Origin of the sequence: Candidatus Erwinia haradaeae (genome assembly GCF_900698935.1) — a bacterium.
GTDB lineage: Bacteria > Pseudomonadota > Gammaproteobacteria > Enterobacterales > Enterobacteriaceae > Erwinia_E > Erwinia_E haradaeae_D.
Genome location: NZ_LR217715.1, coordinates 499,658 through 515,180, shown reverse-complemented (window position 1 = coordinate 515,180; position 15,523 = coordinate 499,658). Strand labels below are relative to the sequence as shown.

The following is a 15,523-nucleotide window of genomic DNA, read 5'->3' as shown; positions in this document are numbered from 1 at the left end:
TACCATCTATATAATATTATTTCTGTATTTTTATATTTTATATACAGTAAAATACTTCAATACTAGAAAATACACTCAAATATATACTGTTAATGGGTATAAAAGTATCATTTTTATTTAAGTCTAAGAGATCCTCTGGTCTATTGGTTAACTCGTATTAACCACTCAATGGAATCCTAACCTAGAGTTAATATTACCTTTTTCAGGTATACACAATGCGTATTCTTATGTACATTACCATTAATTATTCGATAAACATTAATTGGATTAATAATGCACAAACATACTTTTAGCAAAAAAAATATGCAAGGTAATTTCAAGCCCGAAACGTATTCTCGTAGAGATATTGCCAATGCGATTCGCGCATTGAGCATGGATGCAGTACAACAAGCTCAATCAGGTCACCCTGGTACACCTATGGGTATGGCTGAGATTGCAGAGGTGTTGTGGCGTGATTTTTTGAACCATAACCCTTCTAACCCACTTTGGGTTAATCGTGATCGTTTTGTATTATCTAACGGTCATGCTTCAATGTTGCTTTATAGTTTGTTACATCTTACTGGATATAATCTTCCAATCACTGAACTTGCAAAATTTCGCCAGGTTAATTCTAAAACTCCAGGACACCCCGAATATGGTCATACTATTGGAGTAGAAACCACTACTGGACCGCTGGGTCAAGGTATAGCGAATGCGGTCGGGATGGCTATTGCAGAACGCACGTTAATGGCGCAATTTAATCGCCCTGGGTACAAATTAGTCGATCATTATACTTATGTATTTATGGGCGATGGTTGCATGATGGAAGGAATCTCTCATGAAGTTTGCTCTTTAGCAGGTACGCTTAAACTAGGTAAGTTAATCGCTTTTTACGACAAAAATGGTATTTCGATTGATGGAAAAGTTACAGGCTGGTTCACTGATAATACAGCACAGCGCTTTGAGTCTTATGGCTGGCACGTAGTGCCTAATGTAGATGGTCATAACGCTAATAGCATTCACTTAGCAATTCAAGAGGCTCAAACAATAGAACACAAACCTTCCTTGCTTATTTGTCATACTGTTATTGGTTTTGGATCACCCAACAAAAGCGACACTCACTATGCCCATGGTTTACCTCTTGGTGACCATGAAATTGCACTAACCAGGCTGAGATTAAATTGGAATCACAAAGCCTTTGAGGTACCAGAAGAAATTTATGCGTACTGGGATGCAAGAAAAAAAGGTCAGCAGAAAGAAAGTGCATGGAATAAAATATTTATAGCTTACGAAAAGACTTTCCCAGAGCTAGCAAAAGAATTTCACAGACGAGTCACAAAACAATTACCACATAATTGGGACTTAATATCACAAAAATTCATTGAATACTTACAGGATAACCCATTACATATTTCTGGGCGTCAGGCATCTCAGCATTGTATCGAATTTTTTGGAGATATATTACCAGAATACCTTGGTGGTTCTGCGGATCTAACCCCTAGTAATTTAACGACCTGGTCTGGATCAAAAGCTATTCATAAAGATATTGCAGGTAACTATATTCATTTTGGTGTTCGCGAATTTGGAATGACAGCTATTGCTAATGGTATTGCTCTACATGGTGGTTTTATGCCATATACTGCTACATTTTTAATGTTTTCTGAATATGCCCGTAATGCTGTTCGTATGGCTGCTTTAATGAAAATTCGTCACATCATAATATATACTCATGATTCTATTGGAGTAGGAGAAGATGGTCCTACGCATCAACCCGTAGAACAGTTGGCAAGTTTACGTCTTACACCTAACATGAGCACATGGCGTCCGTGTGATCAGGTAGAATGTGCAATAGCATGGAAATATGCTATAGAAAATTATAACGGCCCAACGGCGTTAATTCTTTCACGTCAACTCCTACCGCAACAAATTCGTACAAAGTTACAGTTAGAGAATATTGCTCGTGGCGCGTATATTCTTTACGATTGTATAGGAATACCACAGGTTATTTTCATTGCTACTGGATCCGAAGTACAATTAGCAGTAGCTGCATATCAACTTCTGATAGAAGAAGGATATAAAGTACGTGTAGTTTCTATGCCATCAACTGATGCTTTTGATAAGCAGGACATTAATTACCGCGAATCTGTTCTACCTAGCACTATAAGTAATCGAATAGCTATTGAAGCAAGTATTGCGGATTACTGGTTAAAGTATACCGGTCTCAAAGGTATTGTTATTGCCATGACGCAATTTGGCGTATCAGGACCAGCGGAACAAGTATTTAAAAAATTTAATTTTACATTAGAGTATATAATAAAAAAAACAAAAGAATTACTTTGATGGTATTCACATTACACTAATATGCTTTATATGCAGAATCTGTATATGTAATGTCATCACTTTTCGCTAAAATACTTAACTACAGACAATATTCTTAAAAATTCCTATACTTGATACTAAAGATACTATGTGGAATACTATGAGATAATGTTATGCACATAACAGAATCTTTACCTTTCTTCCATAGATATAAAAGTTCAAACACTCAAAAGAAGTCATGAAATATTTTAATAACAAAATGTATTTGTCTTAAAAATTATTCTATGTTAGATCACATGAATCTATACTGATTATTTCAAGTAATTGATAAAAAATATGATTGTCAGAGACAATAATATTGATATTATATACTGATATATATCAGATATGCCAGGTATTGATACTGTACTTTTTATTTTTACGAATCGTATTTAGGTGATTTTTTCATCAAAACTAGTATAATAAATATGCGGAATTTTCAATATTCTGTATACAACACAGTAACTTTATAGTCAGAAATATATCTACCATTAATTTTTCCGTTATATATTTTGAGTTTTATGCCAGTGCGTTTCTGCTGATATAGCTATATGATCTAGATCATATAATTCTAAATTCTATAACATACCGTTTGATGTTTTCTCATAGCATAAATTTTTTTATTTTGTTTCAAAATTCTATTTTTAGCTTAATTATTTAAAATTAACAATTTTTAAAATTATCTATCAAAAATAATGAATAAAATAAGTATTAATCATGGTGAATATTTTATTCATGTAAATCGATAAGAAAATTTATGTTATATAATTAACTTTATGATATATAGGTAATAAATATTTAAAAATTTTTAATTTTATTAATTTTAATAGATCAATCCATATTTTAGAAAAATACAAAGATAATATTAAGATATTTAAAATTAAAAAAACATAGTACATCTATAGAAATTTTAAAAATGAATTAATATAGCAATTTTGCAAAAAAACGACTCTAGGAAATATGTAAATGATAATAAATTTTAATGAATGTATTTTAATAATATAAAATATTTAAATCACAGCGTAATACTACATTAATAAAGCAGAACAATAAGAATAAAAGAATTCAATATAATTTATATTTTTACATAAATACACGTGGTTCTTTGTTTTTCTAAGTTTCACGAATCATTATCGATTATGTACAATTCATAAGAAACTCTAAATTTACTGCTTTGACAATAGTATACATCGATGATGTGAAGTCAGAATAAAAGAGGTGTATAATGTCTATTATTCCCATGACAGAACTAAAGCTTTCAGACAAACGTGTGTTAATTCGATCTGATTTAAACGTACCAATTAAGTTAGGTGCAGTGACATCTTCTTCACGGATCTGTGCGGCTCTTCCAACGATTAAGGCAGCATTAGAAACAGACGCCAGAGTTATAGTGGCTGCTCATCTTGGTCGTCCGATTGAAGGCCAATACAATAAGGATTTCTCGTTGTTGCCAGTAGTGAATTGGTTAAAAGAAAAATTAGGTAAGAACCATGTAACTCTACACACAGACTATCTTAATGGCATCGAGTCCATGCCTAGACAACTCACGGTGTTAGAAAATGTTCGTTTTAATAAAGGCGAAAAACAAAACGACGAACACCTGTCCCGACAATACGCTGCATTATGTGATATATTTGTCATGGATGCTTTTGGAACAGCACATAGAGTTCAATCCTCAACATATGGAGTTGGTCAGCATGCAACGATAGCTTGTGCCGGTCAGCTACTATTGAATGAAATAGTAGCCTTAGAAAAAGCTTTAAAAAACCCCTCTCGTCCGATGGTAGCAATAGTCGGTGGATCTAAAATATCTACGAAGTTTAATCTCCTTTACTCGTTAGCAACTATTGCAGACACTGTTATTGTAGGGGGGGGTATTGCAAATACTTTTATTGCCATCAATCATAAAGTAGGAAAATCTCTTCATGAACCAGATTGTGTTCATTTAGCTAAAAAATTATGTGATCAGTTCTCTATATCAATACCTACAGATGTACGTGTTAGTACAGAACTTTCAGAAAGCGCTGTAGATACTGTAAAAAATATCTCTGAGATTCAGGATGACGAAGCCATTTTAGATGTTGGCGATCAAACATCTATACTCACCACTCAATTATTAAAAAACGCCAAAACCATCTTATGGAACGGCCCTGTCGGGGTCTTTGAGTGGCCTAATTTCCGCCAAGGTACTAAGGTGATCGCTAATACTATTGCAGATAGCAATGCGTTTTCTGTTGCAGGTGGAGGTGATACGCTCGCCGTAATTGATTTATTTGGAATTCAAGATAAAATCTCCTACACTTCAACTGGTGGCGGAGCATTTCTTCAATTTGTATCCGGCAAAGAGTTGCCTGCGTTATCCATGTTACAAGAGCGTACGAGATACTCATCTTAGGAGATAGTGTGTATTGCATACCTAAAACATAGACAGAATGTAACATACAAGTAAAATACTCGGAGAAGCACACATGTCTAAAATATTAGATTGTATACAACCAGGTGTCATCACTGGTAATGATGTGCAAAAAATTTTTAACATCGCAATGCAAAATAAGTTTGCATTACCTGCTATTAATTGTATAGGCACATCTTCAATTAATGCAGTATTAGAGACTGCGGCTAAAGTACGGGCGCCAGTTATTATCCAATTTTCTTATCATGGTGCGCGCTTTATTGCGGGGAACGGTCTATTGTCCCATAATAGTCATTCCTCAGCTATACGGGGTGCTGTTTCTGGTGCAAACCATATACACCTGATGGCTCAGTACTATGGTGTACCTGTCATCTTGCACACGGATCATTGTGCAAAAAATATTCTTCCATGGATCAATGGATTGTTAGAAGTGGGAGAGAAGCATTTTGATAATACCGGTAAACCTTTGTTTTCGTCTCATATGATTGATTTATCTACAGAAAGCCTAGAAAATAATATTAAAATTTCTAGTGAGTATTTAACACGCATGTCAAAAATAAATATGACTTTAGAAATTGAACTAGGATGTACTGGTGGTGAAGAAGATGGAGTTGAACATGGGAAGAAAGATGATTCTATCCTGTATACTCGTCCAGAAGATGTTGAATATGCCTATGCTGCACTTCATAAAATCAGTAAAAATTTTACAATTGCAGCAGCTTTTGGCAATACACATGGTGTATACAAACCTGGAAATGTAAAATTAAAACCTATGATATTGCGTGATTCTCAGAGATTGGTGGAGAATAAATATAACTTATCACATAATCCACTACATTTTGTATTTCATGGCGGCTCTGGTTCTTCTCTGTCTGACATTAGGACATCAATCGAATTTGGAGTTGTTAAAATGAATATCGATACTGATACTCAATGGGCTGCTTGGTCTGGTGTTTTAAAGTACTATCAAAAATATGCAGACTACTTACAATCCCAGCTGGGTAATCCTGATGGTGATCATCATCCTAATAAGAAATTTTACGATCCACGCAAATGGTTACGTGCATCTCAGTCTGCAATGATAACTCGTTTAGAAAAGACGTTTGAGGAACTCAATGCTATCAATGTATTATAAAATATTTCTTGCGCCTGTTGTGTATCGTGTCAGTTGAGATTTTGTGCTATGGGTAATAGAAGACTTCATAATTCTTACGAGAACTAAGATCATTTCAGACATAGTTAAATATACGATTGATCGTGATCACACACAGTATAAGATACAATATAAAAGAAGTATCACTTGGTTTTTGTGTTGATGCATGTAATTTCGTTAGTATGATTTATAATCATAGATGTTATTAACATTGACGGAAATAGTTGCTACATACATGTAATCTATTTACAATATACAGCCTATACTCACTGAATATGATTCAGACACAGTTAAAAATCACGATGATTCATAATTTTACAATTATGCATATTGTCAATAATATTTGAATGACTCAATGTAGCTAAAAAATTTTTTAAAAAATATATAGATTTAGATGTTTAAATGAAAAATAGTTCTAACAACACATAATATTATTATTAGAAAGTGAGATCAATTTTAATACTCACTCTATTTTCATAGTTATGTAATAAATATTGCATGTAAAAGTTCAGAACAAATAACTAGCAGTGCGTTTAAATATAGTATAATTGCTACTAACACACATAGATGTGTATGTGGAATTGCATGTATTGTACAATACAGATTGTACATGTGTTTTACCATATCTGAAATCATATTCATGATGTTTCTTGTTACAATACAAAAAACAGAAATATTTTTTGATATTTTATTCTTAAATATAATCTCTTGTTGGTTGTGAATTAAATGGTTAGAAATTATATCTGATAGTACAAATGATATTATATTGCACTTCATTATGCTTTGTATGTTAGAGTAAACAGGAAATTAGTCTTAAGAAACTCTCGATATTTAATTTTAATACAATAAAAGAAATAGTTGTACAATCACTAAGATTTTGTATGCAGTAAAGATTTTATAATGACCTTATTGTCAAGACTTATCATTGTCTATATACATAGATTATTCACTTTATATAAAATTTTTTGAATAAATTATAAATTTTAGCACGTATCTTTAAAATATATTTTTGTCTGCTGCATAGATCAAAAATTATATTTTGTAACTTTATTTTTTATTTGTTTATGAAAAAAAATTTAACATGATACATAACATAGATTGTTATCTAAGTAATATACTTATAAAATAGAGATCACAGTGTGTGGAGAATATACAAAAACTACATCAAAGACACTATTTGTTGATGTAGTTTTTTATTAAAATAACCAATTAATGGTATATCATAAAAACTTTGCAGACATTGATATAAATTATACTAAAAAATAAAATAAAGAAACAAAATACTCTGTAGTACACTTATTGCACAGAAAAAGATTCTTGATGATATAATTAATTATAGGTGTTATGACAACATAAAAAATAAATTATATGTATGCGATATGACTTGATACCAATAAAAGTATATTGGTGTCTTTGACAATATTTAAAAAACTTACCATAAGTATTTATCAGATAAAAATTTTATTAAAAATAATGCATTAAAAACCATTGATAAGCCGATGTCTAAATCCTCAAAATGTCTATATAACTCTTTGCCAAAAGTTAATTAAACATATCAATATCAATTGCCTTGATATGAAAAATAAACCATGGTATACTAAATATAGTTTTTAGGATTATTTTTAATACATACCGTGCCATTAATCTTTTGTGTCTCTATACTACACAACATATATACGTAAAATATTTTGAGAGGAAAGATATACAATATAAGGACCTAATTAATCGACATAAAAATTACCGAATTAATATTCGTCATTGAATTTTTTGTCGATAGTTAGAGACTAATTATATCATATCCCATAAATAAAATACATATAGAATGTTATTTTAATTCTCAACTAGTCAATATACAGAACATAATGTGTATACTAAATACTATAGACTTCTATAAACTATAATTATAGTGTGTTGATACTACAAATAATAAAATGATTATTTATCATATAATTCTGGATTATATCTAGCAAGATAACGTGTTACTTATATTTATCTGGAAAATACTGCATAGTATGGCAAAGGTGATCAATCATCTATTAGGATGTAATATAGATCTTACATAAATTATGAATACAAACAAAAACCCTAATCTATTACAGTCAGTTCATAGACTGAAAAGTCTAATCGGCTGATAAAATAGGTTATACACTTCCTTCATAGAAAAAGTATGTGAATAAGGCTAGGATGATAATAATTCTAAAAAAATCGCTATCGAGATGCTTTAGAAATAGATGGATCCACTATAAATATGAGTAGCAGATCCTGTCATATATATAGGATACCCTTTCCCCTTCCAAGTAACATCCAATGAACCGCCAGATAAATCAACTCTTACTTTGTTTTCTAGAATGTCTCGCGTTATCCCAATAGCAACTGCTGCACAGGCACCACTACCACATGCTAAGGTTTCACCCACACCCCGTTCAAAAACACGTAAGCGAATATATTGAGGATGGAGAACCTCCATAAAACCAACGTTAACTCCTTCAGGAAATTGCTCATGCTCTGCAATAGCAGAGCCAATTTTTTTAACCGCAGCTGTTCTTATATCATCCACCTGTAATACACAATGTGGATTCCCTATTGAGACAACTCCGCAAAGAATATTTTGCCCAGAAATACTCATCATATACATGATCTCTTGAGTTTCCGTTTTAAACGGAATCTTTTCTGGGAGGAAATTTGGTTCTCCCATATTTACACATATCATATCCTTTGATAGAATATGCAAGATCATATAACCTTCTTTTGTACTCACATGAATATTATTTTTATTAGTCAGGCGATTAAGGTGAACAAAACGGGCTAGACAACGAGCTCCGTTGCCACATTGTGTCACTTCACCGCCATTGGAATTAAAGATGCGATAATGAAAGTCAAGATTAGGGTTATAAGGTGGTTCTACAATTAACAACTGATCAAAACCAACACCACGATGCCGATCTGCTAAATAACGAATTAAAGATAAAGAAAGGGAAACATATTGAGTGACACCATTTATGATCATAAAATCATTGCCAAGACCGTGCATTTTTGAAAACTGCATTTTTTCTCCAGAAAATGCGATAATGATAACTAAAGCATATGAATATATACCTTATGGTTTTTTCAGTATGATATAACTCAGCGATAAGCACGACAAATTTCAATTATTAATGTGAGCAAGATCTATCTCATGTTAGAGATGATGTGTCTTTTGGTTTTCAGAAGCATGTAAAGGACCTTTAAAACCACATCCCACGCCACTAATAACCAAAATGACACAGACTATTCCAAAAATAATTTTTATCATCATCATTTTTACTCATTGTCTTCCGTTATATCTATAGGTTATATTTAGTCAAATAATTTCTTCCTATCATGTATAGGAAGTTTAAATCTTTCTAAGAAATGAAAGAGAGTGTTTCTTAACTATAACCATGACTATAACCATGAAGGATTTTACATACATTAAAATTATAGATTGTACATGGTGACAATATTGGTAAAATCAAACTGTTATTACATCTTTTATGTTTTTGTTATATAAGTCACATGCGTGACAACTCTGTGTATGATGAATGATACTCATAGCTTTGTAGTAAATCAATTACATTGACATAATCGATCTATCCTCAACAAAATGATCTATTGAATATGACGTCATGTAGAAGATAGATAAATACTATTTAATCATTTTCTTACAACATATTATGTTGTATAGTTAATCGCTTTTTATACATCAAAATAGCTTTGCTGTACGCGACAAACAGAAATTTTACTTAGACTACAAACACAACTGTATCCTCAAATAGTTTTTTTAAAACATAAATCACTCATGATTCTATAATACCTCCATTATATTATTAAAACATCAAGTAAGACGCTGAGGAATACTGCTCATAAAATTATAATGTTTTCACTTAAGACACGTATCTATTAAGAATAATGAGAAATATGATGGGGTCTATAATGTTTAATCAATGCATACGTATTATACAATATTCCTAATCTTCTAAAAAAAGTAAGAGTCCTATTGTAGTCATGCATGTATTTTTACTTATATTAAAGACAACACTATTGTTCTCTATAGCAGGAATATTTTTTCTGCATAGAATGCATATTACAAAGACATCAATGATCATTAATAATATTTACATGCGTATCACGTATTATCATGGGATAATAATCGCATTATATTTGTTTGTTAAATCAAAAATTCAAAACTTAATGTTTTTTTAATTAGCGAGTATAGCGCGAATAAATTTGATATACAAAACAACCTCCTATAAGTATTAATTAAGAAATTCCAACCCATGTATCTGTTATTTAAAACAAATAATGTGATCATAGAGAAATCTTGTATTATAAGTGATAAGAGTACTATCATTGTAGTAATACTATTACATTGTCTTGAATTATCATATAAATTGTTTTTTAAAATTTTTTGTGCTTTTAACGTTTTGTGCTATATTAAACTACAAATATATTTTATATCATAAATATATAGAGATTTCAAATATAATTTTAGCTAACCAATATATTTTCATTTTAATAAAGATTTAAACATGATATATAATAATTTATTTTCAGATAATAAAATACAGTAACTTGTATCATCTATAAAATTTAACCAACAATTATAATATAGAAGATACTATTGTCAAGTATATCTATATTAGAATATAATTCTAAAAAACACAAAATAAAATACTTAGTTTAAATTTTGATAAATTATAAAATAGTTAGCTTAATATAAAATTCAATATATTGATATTATAATGTTAGAAGTATTGGTTTGCCATTTTCTATAGGACTACATCTATAAATATAATCAGTAAAAATTATGATCTATAAAATTATAGAAAGATTATTGGATATTTATCATAGATAACTATCATTCAAATGTAAAGCAATCATTTGTTAAATAAATTTTTAAAATAATTATTTTTCATCATATAAACACTTAATATTTTTAAGTATGTTATGTAAATAATCAATTTGTTCAATTAGCATAATTGTTGTAGTAATACGATTGATTATCTGTTTTGACTCTTATTTTTCAATCAACAATTATTATTTTATTGATTAAGAGAATTGACGTGATGGTTTGAATAAGGATAACTTTCTTAAGATAGACCATGACCTATAATACAAAATTCATTATATTGAATCTGTCTTTTTATAGTATGAAATGTAAGAACAGAATGTATAAGATTTAAGTTAATCGTATTTCGTGCTGCTATAACATGAAATGGAATAACGCTCACAAAATTTAGTATCATTTGCTGCATTGATCCGTGATCATAGAAAGTATCATATTATTATAAAGGAAACGATAAAGACATGAACCTTATAAGCGTAGATTAATATCATATAAGATAGTTTTTCTACGTACTATCACTAGGCTAGTGTGTGCACTATCAATGATAGTTTTTCCAGATTTTATGTTGCTTTGATGTATATGTTAAGGTTTCTTGAATATATACCACTGTTCTAATAGGCTAAGAATCCTAACACACTAATATCGATGTTGTTGGTCTTTGTCTAAATTGGTATAAATATGTCAGATAAAACCTTAAAGATTGCTACTAGAAAAAGTCCACTAGCTTTGTGGCAAGCGAACTTTGTTCAGCAGCGGTTACTAGCGCACCACCCTAACCTACATGTCAAGTTAATACCAATAATAACACATGGCGATACGACCCTAGACACCTCACTAACTAAGCTTGGTGGAAAAGGGGTATTCGTTAAAGAACTAGAACATGTTATACTCACCGGCGGTGCTGATATAGCCGTTCATTCCGTCAAGGATGTTCCAATGAGTTTTCCGAAAGGATTAGGATTAGTCACCATCTGTAAACGTGAAGATCCTCATGATGCATTCGTGTCCAATAAACATAAATTAGTCGATATGTTGCCATACAATGCTATTATTGGAACATCTAGTCTACGACGTCAGTGTCAACTCTATTCCCATCGGCCAGATATATTCGTAAAGGTGCTACGAGGCAATATTGGAACCCGTCTTAGTAAACTAGATTCAGGTGAGTATGATGCAATTATTTTAGCTGCAGCTGGATTAAAAAGATTAAATTTAGACCATCGTATCAATCAAATCATACCAATAGAAGAGTCACTACCTTCTGCGGGGCAGGGAGCAATCGGTATCGAGTGCCGACTTGACGATTGGAGAACCATAGACTTACTTTCTATCTTACAACACAATGACACGAATGATCAGATCCAGGCAGAGAGAGCTATGAATGCTAGATTAGCAGGTGGTTGTTACGTACCTATAGGCAGTTATGCAATTTTAGAAGGCGATAATCTCTGGTTACGTGGGCTTGTCGGTTCATTAGATGGTAGTCAGATAGTACGTGGCGATTGTCGGGGTTCTCGAAAAGATGCCGAACAAATTGGTATCTTTCTAGCTGAATATCTTTTAGGTAATGGTGCTCGTATCATTCTTAACTCGATCTCTTCCACCACCATATTTTAATGAATATTCTAGTCACACGTCCGTCTCCGTTTTCAGATGAACTAGTGAGAGCTCTGCGTCATCGAGGTAGAATAGCTTGGGCTTTTCCACTGATAGAATTTAGAGCGGGAGCGCAGTTAAATACCCTCCCTACGCGTCTACAAAATCTACAATCTGGAGATTTAGTCTTTATTCTTTCTCAGAATTCTGTCCGGTATGCTAAGATTATTTTAGCACGCATCAATGCCTCATGGCCAACAATATTGCACTATTATGCTATCGGGCGTAGTACGGCATTAGCCTTTCAGAATACCAGTGGATGTATAGTTTCTTGGCCCACTAAACAAGAAACTAGTGAGATATTAATTCGTTTGTTACCGTTACAATCTATAAAAGGTAAGCATGCTGTAATTTTATGTGGTAATGGTGGACGCAGTTTGCTTGAGAATACTTTACTGCGTTATGGTGCCACGGTAGAGTTGATTGAATGTTATCAACGTTGTAAAAAAAACTATCATGGTGAAAAAGAGGGACGACGTTGGCGTACAGAGGGTGTGGATACTCTTGTGGTCACTAGTGGCGAAATGCTGCAACAACTTTATGGGTTGTTCCCTATTACAGATCGAGAAGAATGGTTATTACAATGTCGTCTGATTGTTGTCAGTGAGCGTTTATATATTTTAGCTCGCAATCTAGGGTGGCAAAATGTTCATATTTCATCTGGAGCAGATAATACAGCATTGTTACATGCCATATCAGTCGACACCTAATTATATTTTAAAGGTGATTTTAGTAATATCAAATTATCAAGGTTTAAGTGCATTTCCTTAGAGTGTTATCCATAACTAATCCATTCAGAAACTAATTATTTTTCATACTTGCTTGCATTAGTATATATGCTAAGTGATCAGCATGAAGTTTAATTGATAGTACATGATTTTTTGATTGATCGTTATGCAGCAAGACAACGTTAGTAGTTCAATCTTTTTTTAAAAAATATTAGGATTAATCCTAATGGACAACAAGTGGTGCTAATCTTCCAATTATTTTTTAATTAGTTACTAAAGAATATTGAGTAATCATGACTTCAATGGGAGGTAGGTCAATCATGGATATACTACGAAAAAATCAGATAAATGGAAAAAATTGAAGTGCACAGAACACACTCTTAATGCAAATATATTAAAATCTATGTTGTATATTTGTACATCTTAGAGAGAAATTATGTGTATAATATCACAATAGTTATTATGGTAATTTTATATAACATAAATATAAATCTTACTTTATATATCATAAATACTTTATATAAACTGCAAAAAATAAATAAATAATACATCATTAATTAAATTAAATATTTTGGTTATAAACATAGTAAACACATACTGAATGATAACAAAATCGCAAAAAATATATTATATTTAACTCATTTAGTAGATAGATATATATAATATTATTATCCTCAACAAAACAACGATAAAAAAAGACTGCTATCTATATAGAATATAGATATATATATTTAAAAATTTCTACATTATATACAATTAAGATCTTCTTATAGAAATTAATTACATCAAAAAGATTGAATGAATACTCTTGCGCGTAAATACATGGTTATATATGTATAATACTTAACAATGTAGTCATTCAGTTTTTATTATGTCATATTCACATATTCTTTTGGTATACATATAGATAATGATATAATTTATTGATTAAAATTAAAATACTCTCGACTCTTTTATTTTAATTATTTTAAATTCTTAACTTTTATAGTTAGAGATATGTCGTACTTAAGACAAATATTCATAACAATAGATGTCCTCGAAACTTAAAAAATATATTTTAAATCATAGTTTAGTGTAATTTATATGAAAATCATGATTTGATGTCGCAATACAATAATCAGCAGTCCTAAAACGATTTATAAATAAATAAAGAAACAAAAAACAATATGGATAATTGTATAGGCCTTAAGTACATGAAAGTATCTTTGCATTAAAATGGAATCACATGCATACTATATAAATAAATAAGTGATTCACCGAATCTTACAACACGTGTGGAAATTATATCCCCACTATTAATAGTATGACTGAAAAATCAAATACTGAAAAAAAGAGAAAAAGCTTGTCTAATACCAAGCTAGATAATAATTATTATATTAATACAACATCATATCATTTTAATGCTTTTAAATGCGTAAGATTTTACTATTTAGTCACTATTGATCTCGATCATATCGTTTCATAATTTCAATTTTAGACAATTACTCTAATTTTAAATCTAGTTAATGTTACAATGAATGTTTTTTAAAAATAATTGCTATCATAATAGCGCAGTGCATGTTTGAAACATACATAACATATATGTAGATATACATTTTACTAAATATAAAAAAACTAGTGAATGCAGGTAGTTAGTAGTTAAATGTAGAAACCAGAAAATAATAGAGATACGCCATTATAAATAATCGCATTAGCATGCTGAGACACACAACTTACATCACAAAGGTAAAATATATTTTTTATTGTATTGTCTTATTGAAACTCAAGATATTTAATAGATTAAAAATAAATTTTTACCATATATATCAAGATAATTTTCACTTTAAAAAAACAATAGTGTGTATTGAAAATGATTTCAAAAATCATTAATAATAAATACTAGAACAATAGGAAAAAATCATAATATGATTAATTTCATTCAGAATACCTACTACCCTGTTATAGATATTAAGAAGTTTTTAATATAGTGCTACTTCTCTTTTGTTTTACATATTTTTTACATATAGTAATTAATTAGAAAGTCATTTAATAATATTTCAATGCATAACGTACATATCTACACAACAAAATAAAAATTTCTCACTAATACCGTGTCTATACATAATTATATCAAATAAAAGTTCAAAAACACTGAAATCAGAAGGCACGAATATGTTCTTTATAAAAAACCGAGATCCGAAACAAATCAATAATGTTATTGTGATCCACATATCTATTACTACGTAAAGCCGAAAGTATTAGCTATCTTGTATACTATTGTATAGGTATCTTGTATTCTAGCGTATCCATAATTGTATTACATATACATAGAATACGATTCTACATCATATCACTACACGATGTGTATATAAAAGCTATATCACAATATAGTA

The 15,523-nt window shown here is 30.6% G+C and carries 7 protein-coding genes; 5 read left to right on the top strand and 2 right to left on the bottom strand.

The window, feature by feature from the left end:
* Positions 1 to 303 precede the first annotated feature (303 nt).
* The 3 genes from tkt (at position 304) to fbaA (ending at position 5,885) form a co-directional block, all read left to right on the top strand.
* On the top strand, positions 304 to 2,319 hold the full coding sequence (gene tkt / locus ERCIKOCA2762_RS01590; protein ID WP_157988776.1) for a transketolase: 2,016 nt from the start codon (positions 304 to 306) through the stop codon (positions 2,317 to 2,319).
* Between the two features lie 1,243 nt (positions 2,320 to 3,562).
* Positions 3,563 to 4,732 (top strand): phosphoglycerate kinase, encoded by a 1,170-nt coding sequence (locus tag ERCIKOCA2762_RS01585; RefSeq protein WP_157988472.1) that lies wholly within the window; start codon positions 3,563 to 3,565, stop codon positions 4,730 to 4,732.
* A gap of 73 nt (positions 4,733 to 4,805) precedes the next feature.
* Positions 4,806 to 5,885, top strand: coding sequence for a class II fructose-bisphosphate aldolase (gene fbaA, locus ERCIKOCA2762_RS01580; protein WP_157988471.1), 1,080 nt, complete (start codon positions 4,806 to 4,808; stop codon positions 5,883 to 5,885).
* A gap of 2,239 nt (positions 5,886 to 8,124) precedes the next feature.
* On the opposite strand, the gene dapF is transcribed toward fbaA, so the two are convergent.
* The gene (gene dapF, locus ERCIKOCA2762_RS01575; protein ID WP_157988470.1) at positions 8,125 to 8,949 is read right to left on the bottom strand and encodes a diaminopimelate epimerase; all 825 of its coding nucleotides are present in this window, start codon (positions 8,947 to 8,949) and stop codon (positions 8,125 to 8,127) included.
* A 132-nt stretch (positions 8,950 to 9,081) separates the two neighbouring features.
* A complete protein-coding gene (locus tag ERCIKOCA2762_RS03590) occupies positions 9,082 to 9,201 on the bottom strand; it encodes a lipoprotein (RefSeq protein ID WP_462804100.1) in 120 nt (39 codons plus the stop codon).
* 2,244 nt (positions 9,202 to 11,445) lie between these two features.
* Here ERCIKOCA2762_RS03590 and hemC point away from each other — a divergent pair.
* Positions 11,446 to 12,384, top strand: a complete 939-nt coding sequence (hemC, locus tag ERCIKOCA2762_RS01570) for a hydroxymethylbilane synthase (RefSeq protein ID WP_157988469.1) — start codon at positions 11,446 to 11,448, stop codon at positions 12,382 to 12,384.
* A complete protein-coding gene (hemD, locus tag ERCIKOCA2762_RS01565; RefSeq protein ID WP_157988468.1) occupies positions 12,384 to 13,133 on the top strand; it encodes a uroporphyrinogen-III synthase in 750 nt (249 codons plus the stop codon). Before hemC ends, hemD begins: the two co-directional genes overlap by 1 nt.
* Positions 13,134 to 15,523 lie beyond the last annotated feature (2,390 nt).